18 protein-coding genes are annotated in these 17,904 nt (G+C 45.0%); 10 read left to right on the top strand and 8 right to left on the bottom strand.

The window, feature by feature from the left end:
- Nucleotides 1–95 precede the first annotated feature (95 nt).
- Entirely contained in the window at nt 96–230 is a 135-nt protein-coding gene (rpmH, locus tag ACFBZI_RS03725) for a 50S ribosomal protein L34 (RefSeq protein WP_003662232.1), read from the bottom strand.
- Between the two features lie 631 nt (nt 231–861).
- Between rpmH and dnaA the strand changes: the two genes are divergently transcribed.
- From dnaA to gyrB, 4 genes are all read left to right on the top strand, one after another.
- Nucleotides 862–2,259, top strand: a complete 1,398-nt coding sequence (dnaA, locus tag ACFBZI_RS03720; protein ID WP_375715095.1) for a chromosomal replication initiator protein DnaA — start codon at nt 862–864, stop codon at nt 2,257–2,259.
- Between the two features lie 60 nt (nt 2,260–2,319).
- On the top strand, nt 2,320–3,477 hold the full coding sequence (gene dnaN / locus ACFBZI_RS03715; protein WP_375715094.1) for a DNA polymerase III subunit beta: 1,158 nt from the start codon (nt 2,320–2,322) through the stop codon (nt 3,475–3,477).
- A 10-nt stretch (nt 3,478–3,487) separates the two neighbouring features.
- The gene (recF, locus tag ACFBZI_RS03710; protein ID WP_375715093.1) at nt 3,488–4,795 is read left to right on the top strand and encodes a DNA replication/repair protein RecF; all 1,308 of its coding nucleotides are present in this window, start codon (nt 3,488–3,490) and stop codon (nt 4,793–4,795) included.
- 179 nt (nt 4,796–4,974) lie between these two features.
- Nucleotides 4,975–7,434 (top strand): DNA topoisomerase (ATP-hydrolyzing) subunit B, encoded by a 2,460-nt coding sequence (gyrB, locus tag ACFBZI_RS03705; RefSeq protein ID WP_375715092.1) that lies wholly within the window; start codon nt 4,975–4,977, stop codon nt 7,432–7,434.
- Between the two features lie 148 nt (nt 7,435–7,582).
- Here the strand turns inward: gyrB and argH are convergent, their stop codons facing one another.
- On the bottom strand, nt 7,583–8,971 hold the full coding sequence (gene argH, locus ACFBZI_RS03700; RefSeq protein ID WP_375715091.1) for an argininosuccinate lyase: 1,389 nt from the start codon (nt 8,969–8,971) through the stop codon (nt 7,583–7,585).
- A gap of 176 nt (nt 8,972–9,147) precedes the next feature.
- Here argH and hemC point away from each other — a divergent pair, with 176 nt between their 5' ends.
- The 3 genes from hemC (at nt 9,148) to rlmB (ending at nt 11,862) form a co-directional block, all read left to right on the top strand.
- Nucleotides 9,148–10,101: a hydroxymethylbilane synthase gene (hemC, locus tag ACFBZI_RS03695; protein ID WP_375715090.1), complete on the top strand. Its 954-nt coding sequence runs from the start codon at nt 9,148–9,150 to the stop codon at nt 10,099–10,101.
- A gap of 7 nt (nt 10,102–10,108) precedes the next feature.
- Nucleotides 10,109–10,867: a uroporphyrinogen-III synthase gene (locus tag ACFBZI_RS03690; protein ID WP_375715089.1), complete on the top strand. Its 759-nt coding sequence runs from the start codon at nt 10,109–10,111 to the stop codon at nt 10,865–10,867.
- A 95-nt stretch (nt 10,868–10,962) separates the two neighbouring features.
- Complete coding sequence (gene rlmB, locus ACFBZI_RS03685; RefSeq protein ID WP_375715088.1) at nt 10,963–11,862, top strand: 23S rRNA (guanosine(2251)-2'-O)-methyltransferase RlmB; 900 nt, start codon at nt 10,963–10,965, stop codon at nt 11,860–11,862.
- Between the two features lie 65 nt (nt 11,863–11,927).
- On the opposite strand, the gene nqrM is transcribed toward rlmB, so the two are convergent.
- The 3 genes from nqrM to grpE all read right to left on the bottom strand — a co-directional run bounded on the left by nqrM (nt 11,928) and on the right by grpE (nt 15,058).
- Entirely contained in the window at nt 11,928–12,182 is a 255-nt protein-coding gene (gene nqrM, locus ACFBZI_RS03680; protein WP_375715087.1) for a (Na+)-NQR maturation NqrM, read from the bottom strand.
- 228 nt (nt 12,183–12,410) lie between these two features.
- Nucleotides 12,411–14,318 carry a molecular chaperone DnaK gene (gene dnaK, locus ACFBZI_RS03675; protein ID WP_375715086.1) on the bottom strand — a complete coding sequence of 636 codons (1,908 nt, stop codon included), beginning with the start codon at nt 14,316–14,318 and terminating at the stop codon, nt 12,411–12,413.
- Between the two features lie 197 nt (nt 14,319–14,515).
- Nucleotides 14,516–15,058, bottom strand: coding sequence for a nucleotide exchange factor GrpE (grpE, locus tag ACFBZI_RS03670; protein WP_375715085.1), 543 nt, complete (start codon nt 15,056–15,058; stop codon nt 14,516–14,518).
- A 264-nt stretch (nt 15,059–15,322) separates the two neighbouring features.
- On the opposite strand from grpE, the gene ACFBZI_RS03665 reads away from it, so the two are divergent.
- Genes ACFBZI_RS03665 through ACFBZI_RS03655 form a run of 3 tightly spaced genes read left to right on the top strand, consistent with a single transcriptional unit; the run spans nt 15,323 to nt 16,274 of the window.
- Entirely contained in the window at nt 15,323–15,526 is a 204-nt protein-coding gene (locus ACFBZI_RS03665; RefSeq protein WP_375715084.1) for a hypothetical protein, read from the top strand.
- Between the two features lie 35 nt (nt 15,527–15,561).
- Nucleotides 15,562–15,921 carry a hypothetical protein gene (locus ACFBZI_RS03660; protein ID WP_375715083.1) on the top strand — a complete coding sequence of 120 codons (360 nt, stop codon included), beginning with the start codon at nt 15,562–15,564 and terminating at the stop codon, nt 15,919–15,921.
- A gap of 44 nt (nt 15,922–15,965) precedes the next feature.
- Nucleotides 15,966–16,274: a hypothetical protein gene (locus ACFBZI_RS03655; protein ID WP_375715082.1), complete on the top strand. Its 309-nt coding sequence runs from the start codon at nt 15,966–15,968 to the stop codon at nt 16,272–16,274.
- An 86-nt stretch (nt 16,275–16,360) separates the two neighbouring features.
- On the opposite strand, the gene ACFBZI_RS03650 is transcribed toward ACFBZI_RS03655, so the two are convergent.
- The 3 genes from ACFBZI_RS03650 to ACFBZI_RS03640 form a co-directional block, all read right to left on the bottom strand.
- Entirely contained in the window at nt 16,361–16,519 is a 159-nt protein-coding gene (locus ACFBZI_RS03650; protein WP_375715081.1) for a hypothetical protein, read from the bottom strand.
- 9 nt (nt 16,520–16,528) lie between these two features.
- On the bottom strand, nt 16,529–16,945 hold the full coding sequence (locus tag ACFBZI_RS03645) for a type II toxin-antitoxin system HicB family antitoxin (RefSeq protein WP_375715080.1): 417 nt from the start codon (nt 16,943–16,945) through the stop codon (nt 16,529–16,531).
- A 121-nt stretch (nt 16,946–17,066) separates the two neighbouring features.
- On the bottom strand, nt 17,067–17,636 hold the full coding sequence (locus ACFBZI_RS03640) for a helix-turn-helix domain-containing protein (RefSeq protein WP_375715079.1): 570 nt from the start codon (nt 17,634–17,636) through the stop codon (nt 17,067–17,069).
- Nucleotides 17,637–17,904 lie beyond the last annotated feature (268 nt).

Below are 17,904 nucleotides of genomic sequence, written 5' to 3'. Positions count from 1 at the left end.
GCACGGTTTTTGTGGCAGTTCGTCCAAATAAATCACTTGGCACAAAAAAAAGCACCGACAGAAGCGGTGCTTTTGCATGATTTGCTGTGTGATGATTACACAGTCAAACGATGACGGCCTTTGGCACGACGACGAGCCAAGACTTGACGGCCTTTTTTGGTCGCCATGCGAGCACGGAAACCGTGAGTACGCTTGCGTTTTAGAACGCTTGGTTGAAATGTACGTTTCATAAATCACCTTTAAAGATGTTAGCCCTTTTGGACTGATGTTAATTGGGTCAAATGACCAATTAACAGGAACATTAACTAGTTAAGTTTGCTTTTAAAAAGATAAAAGCCTAAAAATTCTACCAAAAGCCAAAGTTAAAGTCAAGATTTTTACACAAATACGATTTTGTTGGTCAGTCATGCAAAGTTTTTATTTGAAAAATGTTTGGAAAATGGCTTAAATTTTGGCAAAAATTTTGTGATTTTTATCTGTTACAAAAAAGTTATCCACAATATTTTCAATCCTTTATTGTTAAAATTTAACACAAGATATAACAATAATATACACAGGCAAAATCTGTTGATAAGTCTATTTTTATATTAAAAATCATTAAGTTATATTGTGGAAATTGATGTTAGTAACTTGTTAAAATTTTGTGCAAAACTTCGTATTTTGAGTTATCCACAGAGTTTTTCATAAAGTTATCCACAAAAAATAATGCTTGATATTTGCCAAAATTGTGTTAGTATTTAGACATCAAAAAGCTTGGGTTTGGGCTTTTGTGATTGCCAAAGATAAATTTAATTTAAGTTTTATTTTAGTAGTTATTTATTATTGACAAATTGGGTAATTTTTTGGGTTTTAGGATCAATCATGGGTTTGTTTGAAGATACAGCGGCACCAGAACAATCGCCATCATCAGATGGTGGTGGTAGCTTGTGGCAAGAATGTTTGTCAGAGCTGCAATTTCAGCTGGCAGAAAAAGACTATCGCCAATGGATTGCACCGCTAAAAGCCGAACTCAATGATGGCATGCTGTTGCTTTTGGCACCCAACATGATGTGGGTCAAGCACGTCAAAGAGCATTATTTGTCGATGATCAGTAAGCTGGTTTTGGAATATGGTGGCGGTCAGGTGCAAGCGGTACGCATCGAGATGGCGGTCAGCACCACACCCAATAAGCCCAGCGACGACAAAAAACCCAAAGCCAAAAAACAAGTCAAGGGACTGGTCGAAGGTCTGCCGATTGATCCAGCGTTCAGTTTTGATACTTTTGTCAAAGGCAAACCCAATGCCGCCGCTTATAATGCTTGTAATGAGTTGTCCAAAAAAGACATTAAGCACAATTATGGGCCGATTTTTGTTTATGGTTCGTCAGGGCTTGGCAAGACGCACCTGATGCATGCCATGGCACACCGCTACCAAAAATACGGCAAGCAGTTTTTTTATTTCACCAAAGATCATTTTTATCAAATCACCTTGGACGCATTTCGCACCAATCATATTGAACAAATGCAAAAAGAAATTTGTAAGGCAGATTTGTTAATCATCGATGATGTGCATATGGTCAGCGGTGCCAAAGCACCCAAAGTTACCGAGATTTTGATGAAATTGTTTGACGCTTTTTCGGTCAAAGGCAGCGGCAAGCAAGTGGTGCTGGCGTCCGATCGTCCGCCGTCGCAGATGACCAGCTTTGGCGAGCGGTATGTGTCACGCTTGTCGGCTTGTTTGCAGTTGGCGATTGAGCCGCCAGATATGGAAATGCGTGTGCAGATTTTGGAGAAAAAAGCCAGTTTGCTCAATTTGGAATTGCCCAGAGAATGTGCGTTATACATGGCACAAAATTTGCCATCCGATGTGCGTGGCCTTGAAGGGGCGTTAAAGCGAGTGCAGCTGTCGGCACAGATTTTACGCAATGAGCCAGTGTCTTTGCCTTTGGTCAAAGATTCCATCAAAGATCAAGTGCAGACTCGCGCCCGTGCGATGAATGCCGAGAGTATCCGTGATTTGGTGGCTGAATATTATCAGTTATCACCCAAGGATTTGATGGGCAAAAAGCGCGCTCGCCACATCGCACGCCCACGCCAGATAGCCATGGCACTGATTCGTGAGCTGATCGAAGACAGCTATCCTGAGATTGGGCAAGTGTTTGGCGGTCGTGATCACAGCACAGTGATGCACGCTTGCGATAAGGTCAAAGAGCTGCTGACAACTGATGCCAATATCCAAAAAGATTATCATTCTTTAAAAATGATGTTAGAATACAATTAAGTAAATCACCCAATCAAACCATCGAATTTATCATCAAATTTCAATCATGGCGTAAGTTTTATGAAATTATCCATCAATCGTGAATTATTAATCAAGGCCATCAATATGGTGGTCAAGGCGGCGGATAAACGGCATCGTTTTCCGATTTTGGCCAATATCAAATTGGTATTAGATGAGCAGTTTTTGACTTTGACGGCGACGGATTTGGAGCTTGAGCTGACCACCCGTTTTGCTATTCCAGCAGGGGCGTGCATTCAGTCGGGGGCGACGACTTTGCCAGCGGAGATGTTTTTTAATATTTGCAAATCCTTGTCCGAAGATTTGGTAGTGATTGATGCACCTGATGAGACGAGCCGCTGTGTGATTACTAGCGGTAAAGGTCGCTATACTTTGAGCGTGCTGCCAGCACAGGATTTTCCAAGCATTGGTATGGCGGCGGTATCGACAGCGATTAAGATTGCTCAGGGCGATTTGATTGGGTTGATTCATCATACTCGCTTTGCGATGGCAACCCAAGATGTGCGTCAGTATCTGACTGGTATGCTGTTTGATATGAATGATAACAAATTGACCGCTGTGGCAACCGATGGCCATCGCTTGGCGGTGGCACATCGCTTGCTTGGTGAGTCATACCAAGCCAACAAAGTGATTATTCCTGGCAAGGCAGTGGCGGAGCTTGAGCGGCTATTGCTTGAGCTTGCCAAGACCACAGAAGACAGCAATGTCGTTGAGCTGGGTTTTGATGATGAGTTTTTGCAAGTTGGCTTGGCACTGCAAGACGAAGAGACTGGCACGGCTTTACAAGTTAGCTTATCGGCTCGACTGATTGCTGGTAAATTCCCTGATTATCAGCGAGTACTGCCGACCAATAACGACAAAGTGGCGTCATTTAATAAAGATGAAGCGATGGATGTGCTACGCCGCATTTCGGTGCTAAACAGCAAAGAAAATCCGGGGGTTTTGTTAAATTTTGACGGCACAGATTTGTGTAAAGTTGGTGTGACCAACAAAGCCCACGGCGAGGCAGAAGAAGTGCTTAATGTCGGTTATCGTGGCGATGGCATCGAGCTAACTTTTAATGAGGCTTATTTAAGAGCGGTGCTTAATGTGCTTGATGGTGAGATTTGCCTTGAGATGAATCAGCCCAGCTCGCCGGCACTGATTTATCAAGTGGGCGATGATTTACATCAATATGTTGTGATGCCGATGCGACTGTGATGGTTAAGTAGTGATTAATAAATTACAAATCCACAATCTGCGTAATCTTGAGCAAGTTGCCATTAATTTGGCGGCTTGTAATTTGGTCATTGGTGCTAATGGCAGCGGCAAAACATCGCTATTGGAGGCGGTGTTTTTGTTATCTCGAGGCAAAAGTTTTCGCCATCATGAATCCAAGCGATACATTTGCCATCATCAGACGGCTTGCACGGTGTGGGCGACTACTTTTGATGGTCAAGACTTGGCATCTCTGGCGATCCAAAAGCAAATCAACGCCGTTGGCAAATCAGACACATTATTAAGATATAATGAACAAACAGCCACAAGCCAAAGTGTGCTGAGCTTACACCTGCCGGTGCTATTGATTGATCCTGTGGGCATGGGTTTGCTTGATGAGGGCAGTACTTCACGGCGGCAGCTGTTGGATTGGCTGGCGTTTCACATGAAACCTGAATTTTATCAGCAGTGGCTACAGTACCAAAGATTGCTCAAGCAAAGAAACGCATTGCTAAAAAACCCAGCGATTCATCGGCATTTGGGCGAATTGTCCGCTTGGGATCGACAATTGTCCGACTGTGCTGTAGCGTTACATCATTATCGCTATGAGGTGTTTGAGCAGTGGGTAGCTTGCTTTGATGACATGCTCAAAAAGCTGCTGCCTGCTTATCAAGACAAGCTGTCCTTGCAGTATCTGGCAGGTTTTGATACCAAAGATAATTTATTAGATATTTTAAATAATAGGCTGAATCAAGACATCGAGCTGGGATACACTCGCATCGGAGCGCACCGGGCAGATGTTTTGGTGATTTTAAAACAGACAAATAGTGATGGTCAAAAACTGCGTGAACAGGCGACGCACGTATTATCTCGTGGCGAAAAAAAGCTTTTGATTACAGCATTGCGACTGTCGCAGCTGCAACTGATCTGTCAGGCGATGAGTAGGGGGCAGATTACACTAAATAATCCGCCGATGGTGCTGATTGATGATATTGATGCCGAGCTTGATAATCACGCCATTGATGTGTTGCTAGATACGGTGCTGTCCTTGCCTTGCCAGAGTCTGATTAGCAGCCTAAATCCGCAAATTCACCACAAAATCACCCAAAAACTGGACGATTTGGCGGCAAAGTTTGTCCAATGTACCGCCGATGATACTTTGTCAAAGCAAATCACCACAAAAACACCGACTGCCATTTGCCAGCCCAAAACTTATCATATGTTTCATGTGGAACAGGGCAAATTGTCGCTGATGGATAAGATTGAGATGGATACGATGGACAAACGGACAAATCAAAACTTGGGCGATAAGGCGGTGTGACTTGTTGTCATGGCTTGGTTTTTGGCGTGTATTTGATAATCTGTTATTTGTGATGATTAAGACAACCATTTTGCCAAGTCAATGACTTTTTATAAAAAAAATGTTATAATAACGGGCAATTTTTTAGTGATTTTTTGGGGAAATTTCCCTGATTTTTTACCCCATTTTAAGGATTTGCCATGACCGAAACCACAAGCAATAGCCAACAGGTCGATGCACAAAATGTTGAATATACCGCCAAAAATGTCCGTGTCCTGCGGGGGCTTGAGGCTGTCCGTGTCCGCCCGGGTATGTATATTGGTGACACCGATGATGGCACAGGCTTGCACCACATGGTCTTTGAGGTGGTGGATAATGCCATTGACGAGGCGTTGGCAGGGCATTGTGATGAGATTAACATCATTATCCACGATGACGAATCGGTCTCGGTGATGGACAATGGGCGTGGCATTCCTGTGGATATTCACCCCGAAGAAGGCGTATCGGCTGCCGAAGTAATTATGACGGTGCTGCACGCTGGCGGTAAATTTGATGACAATTCTTATAAAGTCTCTGGCGGTTTGCACGGTGTGGGCGTGTCGGTGGTCAATGCCTTGTCCAAAAAATTGGTGCTTAATATCTGGCGTGATGGCTATGCACACAGCCAAAGCTACACTGATGGCGTGGCAGATGCACCGCTTGCCAAACTTGAGCCGTCCACCCAAACTGGCACGCAGGTGCGGTTTTATCCAAGTTTTGAGATTTTTAAGGGCGTTACGATTTTTGATTATGAAATTCTTGCTAAGCGGTTGCGTGAATTGTCATTTTTAAACTCTGGCGTGCGAATCGTACTGACCGATGAGCGAACTGGGGCGAGTCAAGTTTTTGAGCACAAAGGCGGTTTGTCTGAATTTGTCGGCTATATCAATGGCAGCAAACAAACACTCAATGACATTTTCCACTTTACTGCTGATGGTGCCGATGGTATCGGTGTCGAAGTTGCCTTGCAATGGTCGGACAGTTATAACGAAAAAGTGCTGTGCTTTACCAATAACATTCCCCAAAAAGACGGTGGCACGCATTTGTCAGGATTTCGCTCGGCACTGACACGCTGCCTAAATCACTACATGGACAGCGAAAACATCACCAAAAAAGAAAAAGTACAAGTCACTGGCGATGATGCCAGAGAAGGCTTGACGGCGATTATTTCGGTAAAAGTCCCAGACCCTAAATTTAGCTCGCAGACCAAAGACAAGCTGGTATCTAGCGAAGTCAAATCGGTGGTTGAGACCGCCATGCATGAGCGTCTGTCTGAGTATCTGCTTGAAAATCCTACTGCCGCCAAAGCCATCGCTGGCAAAATCATCGATGCCGCTCGTGCCAGAGATGCCGCTCGTAAGGCTCGTGAAATGACTCGCCGCAAAAGCACGCTGGACATTGCTGGCTTGCCGGGCAAATTGGCAGACTGCCAAGAAAAAGACCCAGCACTGTCTGAGCTGTTCATTGTCGAAGGTGACTCGGCGGGCGGCTCTGCCAAGCAGGGGCGTAACCGCAAAATGCAGGCGATTTTGCCACTAAAAGGTAAGATTTTGAATGTGGAGCGAGCCAGATTTGACAAGATGCTATCCAGTGCCGAAGTGGGAACGCTGATTACCGCACTGGGTACAGGCATTGGCCCAGATGAATATAACCCTGACAAAATCCGCTATCACAAAATCATCATCATGACCGATGCTGATGTGGACGGTTCGCACATTCGTACTTTGCTGTTGACTTTCTTTTTCCGTCAAATGCCAGAGCTGATTGAGCGTGGCTATATCTATATCGCTCAGCCACCGCTTTATAAAATCAAGCGTGGCAAGCAGGAAGTTTATCTCAAAGACGCTGAAGCTTTGGACGCTTATCTGCTGTCATCAACCATCGACGATCATCAGCTGTTTTTGAGCAAAGACACGCCGCCAGTAACAGGCTTGGCACTAGAAAAACTGCTCAAAAGTTACAGTCAAAGCCAAGCGGTCAAAAGCCACATGCAGGCAAAATATCCGTCCGAACTGCTGGACGCTTTGAGCTTTTTGCCAAAATTTGATGCGGCAAATTTGAATAATCGTGAGCTGGTCGAGTCGTGGGCAAAGGCACTACAAGACCGCCTGAATCTGATTGCACCGAAGTTTGACGCCAAAGTCGAAGCCGTGCAGGTGCTGGGTGAAGATGGCAGTCATGGACAATGGCTGCCCCGTGTGACGGTGTACATTCATCGCTTGCCACATCAGTATTTGCTGGATTTGGGCTTTTTGGCGTCGGCGGATTACGCTCGCTTGCTGCGTCTGACGGCTGAATGGAACACCGTGCTGTCTGACGATGCGTTTTTACGCCGTGGCGATAAAGATTTGGCAATCAAAAACTTTGACCACCTATGGCAGCAGCTGATGATGGCGGCACGCCGTGGTGTCGATGTGCAGCGTTATAAAGGTTTGGGCGAGATGAACAAGGAACAACTGTGGGAAACCACCATGGATCCAGAAAATCGCCGCATGCTAAAAATCACCATCGAAGATGCCATCAAAGCAGACCATTTGTTCAGCTGCTTGATGGGTGATGATGTCGAGCCACGCCGTATTTTTATCGAAGAAAATGCGTTAAATGCCGACATTGATGCCTAATCTTATTACTTGGTATTAGTTATTTATAAATTTATATAATTTAATTAATCACCAGTGATATTGATAAAATAAAGCCAAAAATAAAACCAAGTTTGTTATAGCAAGCTTGGTTTTATTTGTGCTGATTTTAAGAATTATCCAGCCGCAATCATTGGGCGATTTTGGTTCTGGCACGCTCGATGGCTTGCTGTACTTGGTTTGGGGCTGTGCCGCCAATGTGATTGCGAGCATTTAGCGAACCTTCAAGCGTCAAGCATTCAAAGACATCATCGCCAATCAATGGGCTAAAACTTTGTAACTCAGCCAAGCTCAATTCACTCAAATCCACGCCTTTGGCGACGCCCAAGCCAACTGCTTTACCGACAACTTCATGAGCATCACGAAACGGCAAGCCTTTTTTGACCAGATAGTCTGCCAAATCGGTCGCCGTGGCATAGCCTTTCATGGTCGCTGCACGCATATTTTCTTGGTTTGGCACTAAGTTTGGCAGCATATCGGCAAATGCCAAAAGACTGCCTGTCAGCGTATCCACGCAGTCAAACAGTGGCTCTTTGTCTTCTTGGTTGTCTTTGTTATACGCCAGTGGCTGATTTTTCATCAAAGTCAAAAGCGTGGTTAATTGCCCAAATACTCGGGCCGCCTTGCCACGCACCAGCTCTGGCACATCGGGGTTTTTCTTTTGGGGCATGATTGATGAGCCAGTGCAGAAACGGTCAGGAATGTGAATAAAGCCAAATTGGGCGCTCATCCACAAAATCAGCTCTTCGCTCATGCGTGATAAATGCATCATCAAAATGCTGGCATTGGCGGTAAATTCGATGGCAAAATCACGATCCGACACCGCATCGAGCGAGTTTTGGCAAATGCCTTCAAAGCCTAGCAAATCAGCGGTGATGGTGCGATCAATCGGATAAGTCGTCCCTGCCAAAGCAGCCGAGCCAAGCGGCATTTGGTTGATGCGGCGGCGAGTATCAACAAAGCGTTCGCTGTCACGGCTTAGCATCTCAAACCACGCCATCACATGATGGGCAAATGACACAGGCTGTGCGGTTTGTAAGTGAGTAAAACCGGGCATGATGGTCTGAGTGTGCTTTTGAGCCAAGTCAAGCAGCCCTGATTGCAGTTTATTTAACAGTGCCAAAATATTGTCGGTTTCATCACGCAGCCACAGGCGGATATCGGTCGCCACTTGATCGTTACGACTGCGTCCTGTGTGCAACTTTTTGCCGACATCTCCAATCAGTGCCGTCAAACGGCTTTCGACATTCATATGCACATCTTCTAAGGCGACCGACCACTGAAAATCACCGCTGTCAATCTCAGCTTGCACTTGTTTTAGACCATCAACGATGCTGCGACTTTCGCCTGCGGTGATGATGCCGCATTGTCCCAGCATGGTGGCGTGGGCGATAGAGCCTTGAATGTCTTGTTTTGCCATGCGTTTGTCAAAATTCACCGAAGCGGTAAATTCTGCCACAAAGCCGTCAGTGGCTTCGCTAAAGCGTCCGCCCCACATGCTCGAAGTTTGCTTACTCATAGCCAATTCCTTATCTTAGATGGGTAAAATTTATCAAATTATCTGTAAAAGTATATCATATCTGACCACACACGATACACAAAAGCGGTAAAAAATCGCACACCGTGTAACAAATTGGTATTTTATCGCCAAAACTTTTATAATATCAAATCTAACCTGATGATTTTGGATAAATTATGAACAAGCGTACCCTAACCATTGCCACTCGCCAAAGCCCACTTGCTCTGTGGCAGGCAAATTTTATCAAAGATGAGCTTGAGCGTCTGTATCCGACATTGACGGTGCAGCTGCTTGAGATGGTTACTCGTGGCGATAAGATTTTGGACACGCCACTTGCCAAAATCGGCGGTAAGGGGCTGTTTGTCAAAGAGCTTGAGCAGGCATTGTATGATAAGCGTGCCGATTTGGCGGTGCATTCTTTAAAAGATGTGCCGATGGTGCTGCCGACAGGGCTGATGCTTGGAGCATATTGTCAGCGTCACCGTCCGACCGATGCTTTTGTGTCCAATGATTATGACAGCTTGGATAAACTGCCAGCGGGTGCAGTGCTGGGGACTTCCAGCCTACGCCGTGAGTGTCAGTTGCGTCATGCTCGCTCTGATTTGACCATCAAAAGCCTGCGTGGCAATGTCGGCACACGCCTAGCCAAACTTGATGCTGGCGAATATGATGCGATTATTTTGGCGACCAGCGGACTTGAGCGTTTAGGCTTGCAGACACGCATTCGCCATGAATTGGACGAAGAGCTGAGTCTGCCTGCGGTCGGTCAAGGGGCGCTTGCCATCGAGTGCCGCAGCGATGACCAAGAAATCCAGTCGCTGCTTGCACCGCTTAACCATACAGCAACTCGCCTATGCGTCGTGGCGGAGCGTGCGATGAATCGCACCTTAGAAGGCGGCTGCCAAGTGCCAATCGCTGGTTTTGCGACCATCAGTGATGATACATTAACGCTGCGTGGTCGAGTGGGTTCGATCGATGGCGTGACGCTACTAAAAGCCCAAGACAGCATCACACTGACAGGCGATGAGCAGGACGAGCCTGCCGCCGAGCGTCTGGGTGTCCAAATCGCCCAAGCACTGCTGGCACAAGGGGCAGATGCCATCTTAAAAGCTGTTTATCAAGACAGCTAAGATTGTCATGAATTTGCCGATACTTATCAACACTCGCCCACAGCACCGTGGCGATGCCATTCGCCAAATGGCGGATATGCAGGTGCTTGATTTGCCGCTGCTTGAGATTATCTCTTTATCCATTACGCAAGATGAGCAAGAGATGATGAAATCGTGGCTGGCAGGCGACTATGCGGCATTGGTCATCACCAGTGTCGAAGCGGCTCGCCGAGCGGTGGCGTGGCTGGATAAGCAGGCTGCCCATTGGCAAACCACCCATCAAAGCCCCATCATCGCTGTCGGAGCTGCCACCGCCAAAGTGCTGACAGCTCGTGGCTTGTCGGTGATTTTGCCGCAGACCGCCAATAACGAAGGCATGCTGGCACTGCCACAGATTGACGCATTGACGGCAGGCGATCGGCTGCTGATTTGGCGTGGTGTGGGCGGTCGCAGGCTACTTCATGATACCTTGGTGGCTCGTGGTGTGCAGATCGATGCCGTCTGCTGGTACGAGCGACGAGTGCCAAAGGATTTGCCGCAGGCATTTGCCCAGTTACAACTTAATGACAACAAACAGCCCATTTATGTTATCATCAGCAGTCAGATGGCGTTTGAGAGCTGGTGCAGTCTGCCACAGCTTAATTGCGTGCATTATCTGGCGTTGGGTGAGCGGCTTAGTGGTCTTATCAAAGCTGCCAAGCCAGCATCTGCCGTTAGCCAAATTGACACACTAAATCCTGACGACATCAGACGAGCAATTGGGCATGCCTTGACGGTTATCCATTGACGACTGCCCAATTGGTCGATTTATTTAGTACTATCAAATAAATTTTTAGTAAAAATTATCATACATTTTAATTATCCAAGCATCACCAATCCATTATGAAAAAAAAGCACACATCAAAAGCTGACTATTACCCATCTGCCAAGCACGCCAAATCTGCGTCCTTTGCTCAAGGTAAATTTAATGACAATGCTAAGAATAAATTTAAAGAAAAGTCAAAATCACCCAAAGCCAACCGCCCAAAAAACCCTTATTTTTATGGCATTCATGCCGTAACGATGCTGCTAAAGCGTCGCCCTGAAGATGTGCTAAATCTATTTTTGCAAGCTCGTGATGATGGACAGATGAGCGATGAGCATCAGCGTATCGCCCAGTTGGCACAGGCGTTTGGTATCAGCGTACAAAGCACGCACAAGGATCGACTTGCCGAGCTGTGTGATAGTCATCAGCACCAAGGCGTGGTCGCTGCCGCCAAAGCGACACCGATGGCAGATGAAGGCTTGTTGGATAAATTGGCAGAAAAGCCTGATGCGTTGTTTTTGGTGCTTGATCAGATTACCGACGCCCACAATCTGGGGGCGTGCCTGCGTTCGGCGTGTGCGATGGGTGTTGATGCGGTGATTATCCCACGCCATCAGTCGGCACCAATGACCGCTACGGTGGCTAAGGTTTCAGTAGGGGCATCAGAAGTGATCGATGTGGTAACAGTAACCAATTTGGCACGCACCTTGGATAAGCTCAAAAAAGCTGGTGTTTTTGTGTTCGGTACGGCATTGGACGAGACTGCCAAGGCGGCTTATGATTGTGATTTTGGCGGTAAAGTTGCCATCATCATGGGTTCAGAAGGCGAAGGCATGCGTCGGTTGACCCAAGAGCTGTGCGATACTTTGGTGTACATTCCGATGGTAGAGATTGCCGATCGTCCGCAGAGCCTAAATGTCAGCGTTGCCACAGGCATGATGCTGTACGAAGTATTTCGTCAGCGGCGTGGCAAATGACACCAAAAATAAAAGCGTGGTTTTTTGCCATGCTTTTGTTTGTCATTAAAAATTAATTCAACCCATTAAGCTGGCTTGGATAAATCGCCTGCCTTGGCTTTGGTGTCGTTATCCAGTTTTGCTTGGCTTTCACATTTGTTGGGGTCGTTACCACAAAACTGGCAATATTCATCGCCCATCAAATTTGCCACGCCACCGCATGAGCCTTTTAGGGGCTGTTTTTTGACAAAATAACCCACACCCATAAATAAGAAAAACAACACAAAAATACCAAAAGTGACTAAAAATATCGGCATAAATTGGCTAAGCAGGTCGTTCATTGTGTTACCTATGCTGTTGGCGGTGAATATAAATAGTAATGGTGGCAATACCAGTATTTGGCGTTATTATAGCACCGTTATGCCATCGTTGATATTACACCATTGTAATTATTTGCAATTTTCAAGGCTGGTCGGCTTGGTTTTGGTTTGTTGATTTGGTCTGATTTGCCAAATAAAAAAAACAGCCCGCCAAAGCAAGCTGTTTTTATCGATTAAAATCGCCGACAATTATTTGTCTTTGACTTCGGTGAACTCAGCATCTACCACGCCATCATCGGCAGGTTTGGCTTGTTCTGGTTGTGGCTGACCGCCTGTGGCACCAGCATCGGCGTAGATTTTTTGACCGATTGGCAAGAAGGCGTTGTCCAGTGCTTCAAGTTTTGCCTTGATGTCATCAACATCGTCTTCTTTGGTGGCAGTTTCCAAGGCACTGATCGCAGCTTCAACGGCGGCTTTTTCTTCGTCAGTGGCTTTGCCTTCAGCGTCTTTTAGGGCTTTTTGGACGGCATGGATACGACCATCGGCTTCGTTGCGAGCGTTCGCCAGAGCAGCAAATTTTTCATCTTCGGCAGCGTTGGCTTCGGCAGTGCGAATCATTTCTTCGATTTCGGCATCTGATAGACCAGAGTCTGCTTTGATTTGGATAGACTGTGATTTGCCTGTGCCTTTGTCTTTGGCAGAGATGTTCATGATACCGTCAGCGTTGATGTCAAAGGTTACTTCAATCTGCGGCACGCCACGGGGTGCTGGCGGAATGTCAGTCAGGTCAAAGTTGCCCAGCAGTTTGTTTTGGTTGGCGATTTTACGCTCACCTTGATAGACCTGAATACTGACCGCAGGTTGGTTGTCGGCAGCGGTTGAGAATACCTGTGATTTTTTGGTAGGAATCATGGTGTTTTTCTCGATGATTGCCGTCATTACGCCACCCATGGTCTCGATGCCTAGGGTTAGTGGAGTAACATCAAGCAGCAGAACATCTTTTTTGTCGCCAGACAGTACCGCACCTTGAATCGCTGCACCCATTGCTACCGCTTCGTCAGGGTTGACATCTTTTCTTGGCTCTTTACCAAAAAATTCCTGCACTTTTTGTTGAACAAGTGGCATACGAGTCTGACCACCAACCAAGATTACATCGTCAATGTCGCTGGCTGACAGACCTGCGTCTGCTAGGGCAGTTTGGCATGGGATAATGGTGCGTGCGACCATCTCTTCGGTCAGTGACTCAAGTTTTGCGCGGCTGATGGTTACTACCAAGTGTTTTGGACCTGTGGCGTCAGCGGTGATGTATGGCAAATTCACTTCGGTTGATTGGCTGCTTGATAGCTCGATTTTGGCTTTTTCGGCAGCTTCTTTTAGGCGTTGCATTGCCAATGGATCGCCTTTTAGGTTGACATTTTGGTCTTTTTTGAATTCTTCAACCAAATAATCAATCAACGCCAAGTCAAAATCTTCACCGCCCAAGTGCGTGTCGCCATTGGTCGCCAGTACTTCAAATTGTTGCTCGCCATCAACATCGGCAATCTCGATGATTGACACATCAAAAGTACCACCGCCTAGGTCATAGACCACGACAGTTTTGTCGCCGCCTTTTTTGTCCATGCCGTAAGCCAATGCCGCTGCGGTTGGCTCGTTGATGATGCGTTTAACATCTAAGCCTGCGATTTTACCAGCGTCTTTGGTGGCTTGGCGTTGGGCATCGTTAAAGTAAGCAGGTACGGTAACAACCGCTTCGGTAACGGTTTCGCCCAAGTAATCTTCGGCGGTTTTTTTCATTTTGCGTAGCACTTCGGCACTGATTTGTGGTGGTGCTTGTTTTTTGTCATTGACTTCTACCCACGCATCGCCATTGTCAGCTTTGACGATTTTAAATGGCACAAGGCTGATGTCTTTTTGGACTTCTTTGTCTTCAAAACGGCGACCGATTAGGCGTTTGATGGCAAATAGGGTGTTTTTTGGGTTGGTTACCGCTTGACGCTTGGCCGATTGACCCACCAAAGTCTCACCGTCTTTAAAGGCGACAATGGACGGCGTAGTGCGAGCACCTTCTGCGTTTTCGATAACTTTGACTTTGTCGCCTTCAAGCACTGCCACACATGAGTTGGTGGTGCCTAGGTCGATACCAATAACTTTAGCCATAATTTACTCCAATTTTAAAATTATTTTAATGTTAAGATGGTTTTGCTTAGCTAAGTTTTAAAGTTTATCTAAATCTTGCCAAGCGATAACTGCTATATTTGTCTGTTTATTTTGTTTTCAAGGGGAAAAATTAAACTTTTTTGAAATTTTTATCGTTTTTAATCCATTGAAAATGTTCAATAAATCCCCAATCGCCATCAAGCACCGACTAAAACCATCGCAGGGCGCAGGGTGCGTTCGTTGAGCATATAGCCTTTTTGTAGCACCTGTCCGATGGTGTCTTTGGCAGCTTCTGGGAAAATGCCCACCGCTTCGTGGATCTCAGGGTTGAATGCATCACCAGCAGCACCGACAGCGACGACGCCATTTTTTTCGAGTACGCCAAGCAGTGATTTGTGCGTTAGGCGAATGCCTTCTAGGGCAGCTTCGTCAGTACCTGTTTTTTCGCCATTGTCGATGGCACGCTCTAGGTTGTCCACCACATCAAGCAGCTCTTTGGCGAACTTTTGTAGGGCGAATCTTTTGGCTTTTTCGGTTTCTTGCTCCATGCGGCGTTGGGCGTTATAGCTGTCGGCATTGGCACGAGCGGCAGCTTCTTTGGCCTGTTTGACTTCGTCTTGTAGGGCGGCGATGTCGGCTTTTAGGCTGGCCACTTCGTCCTGCTCAGGCTGGGCGTCAGTGGCTAGGGTTTCTAAGGTTTCGTCCGTGTTGACGGTTTGTTCGGTGGTTTGCTCGGTCATAATTACATTATCCCAAAAGTTTTATTAATTCCCCATATTGATAAGGGTAAAGTGGCGATTTTTCAAGTCCATGGGATAAATTTTGTAAAAATTTGCGTGCGTGCGTGGGTTGGGTGCTTGATATTTTTACAAAAATGTTCATAATAAATAAAGGGTAATTTTATTTATGATAATTTCTAAAAATTTAAAGTGAAATATCTTAAAAGTCAGAGCAGTGAAAGTAAGCTGTGATGATTATAATAAGTAAAGGCAATAGTGATAGCAATGACTTCTAAGCATTTAAAAAATCCAGAAAATCTAAAGCAAGATACTGTGCAAGATAGATTTTTCGGCACGCTTTTGACGCCGTCTGAGATACACGATTTGCGGCAAGACCTAAAAGAAGCTTATGAATACGCCAAAAACCACACCAAAAAACGAAACTTACCACTTGGGCGAAATAAGCGTCAAGATGCTGATAAAACTTGACATATTATTTTGTGTGATTTATAGAAAGGCATTTTATGGTAGCCAGTTTACAAGGTTTGATTGATGATTTTTTCGCCGATAAAATCACAGCAAAAGAATATGTGGATGCGTATCATAAATTATACCGGCACGGCAATCCGCCAGATAGGGGTGCTGTTTATGGGACGATTTGGTTGAGTAATGATGAATATTATCCAGAAGAAGCTGAGATTGAAGTCGGCATTGATGCAACCGAACTTAAAGCCCAAATTAAGTTATTTTTGGAAAAGGGCATAAAAAATGGCTATAAAATATTCCATCAATACGGCGGTAATCGTGTTGCCGATTACTACAAAGAGCAAGGCATACCTTTAGATGGCGTAACTTACATACCGCATGATGGCGAGATGTATTAACTTTACCAAAGCACCAAATGGGGTTTTTATCACAGGTGATATTAATGGCTGACGGCAAAGGGTATTTGTATGTAGGCAAAGACAGTGAGCCTTTGTATTTAGCTTACTACTTGACCACATATTTTGAAAAAGTAATTGTACCGCTTAGTGAGATAATAGGTGGTGATTTTCGTGATGAAAAAGAGTATGGTCAGCTGATGGTGGGTTTTTTAAGTATTAAACACTTGAATGCCGAACATTTTAACTACGCCTATCATCTAACCATGCAAGCTTGCCAAGATGATGAGAATTTGGCAAAGTATAAAGATGAGTTGGACAAATTGTTCAAATCTAACCCACGATTTACCAATTAACAACTTTTTAACCAAAGCACCCAAAGGGATTGTTTTTAATTATATCTTAAATAAAACCATTAAAGATGGTAAAGATGGGTTTTTATTCAGTTTGATTTTTTAAAAAAGGGCTTAATCAATGCACCAAAAAACCCCTTAAAAAAGCTGAACAAAGCCACACCGAAGGCAATCACAGGAGCAAGCACGATGGGCAGTAGGTAGAGTGCAAGCAAAAATCCAACGACCAAAGCGAGTAATCCTAGCATAATATCAACCTAACTGACAGTGAATGACAAGCGTTTACCAAGCATCAAAAAGGCTTTTTCTAAGGCTTCAAGTTTGCTTGCGTGGTTCAAATCCCAAAGTCTATCAATTTGTTTTTGATTGCACTTTAGGCGGCGTGCAAGCTCGGCTTTACTGACCTTTTGACTAATCATTTCGTGATACAAGGCAAGTTTGGCGGACACAGACGCAGGCAGATAAATGGCGTGTTCACCTTCTTGTTGCTCGCTTGGGGTGGGAATGGCTGTTCTGTCTTCCATCAAAAAGCCAAAATGGGCAAGCAACGCCGCCAACGCCGCTTCTTGAGCTTGCTGCTCATTATCGGCAACGGTGATGGCTTCTGGAATATCACGAAAAGTTACCAAAAGCGTGCCGTTAGTATCTGGGGTAAAAATTGCTGGGTAGTACATTGTTTAAGCTCCATCAAAGGTAATTGTGCTGCGTGGTATCAAGTCAATTAATGGCATATGATTATCATTCTTGATTTTAAATAAAACCAAGAATATTCCTATTGTAAATGAGATTTTCTTTTCATAAATTCTGCATTTTTTGCCATTTAGTATCAGGCATTTCAGCATCGCCTGCTTCCCATCTGGCAACTTGGCGATGAGAAGATGCCATACCAAGTTTTTCAGCAAGCTCAGATTGGGTAAGTCCTAGCTTTTGTCTGAGTGCAACAATATTGGCTGGCGACTTGATTTGTGCTTGGGTATCACTCATCAGTATGCTTAACACGGCGATGAGTTCGTCATTGTGCATCTGTGTGTAGTGCCTGTCGTCAGTGGTACGCAACCAGCCATCAATGCGACTGTTTGACAGTTTTAGTTGGCTGGTTTTGATTTTGTCTTTGAGTGATTTGATATTGAGATTTTGCAATTGCATCATGTGTTTGAGCACATCATTGGCACTAAACACATCATTATCATCAAGCAGTTGTAAATGTGCCGCTTTGTTTGTTATCAGCGCCTCATGATGCACAAGCTCAACCTTTTTGGGTTTGTTGGCATAATCTCTACACACCGCACGATAATTGGCGTAAGCAATTGCTTTATCGTCAATTTCTTGGCTTGTCTTGCCATCAATGATGATTTTATAAGTCATAATATTTGCAAAATGATGTATTTGCGATAGTGTAGCAAAAATTACTATTACTTAACAAATTGTTTTGCTTAAGCAGCCTGTGCGGCTGAAATAAAAAAGCTTGGTAGTAGCTTTATCAAAATCTTTTTTTTAATTTTGATAAATTTATCTGCTTTAATCTCTGCTTGTTTTAATCCAGACAGCTTATCATCGCCGTTAAACTTGATATTTAAGATTAAAACACTCATTATAACAAATATATCTATTTTTGTTTGTTGGTGTGCTTATG

This window comes from Moraxella marmotae (assembly GCF_042219885.1).
In the GTDB taxonomy this organism is placed as follows: Bacteria; Pseudomonadota; Gammaproteobacteria; order Pseudomonadales; family Moraxellaceae; genus Moraxella; species Moraxella marmotae.
Note: the sequence above shows the minus strand (reverse complement) of the source record. Positions and strands in the feature narration are given on the sequence as shown.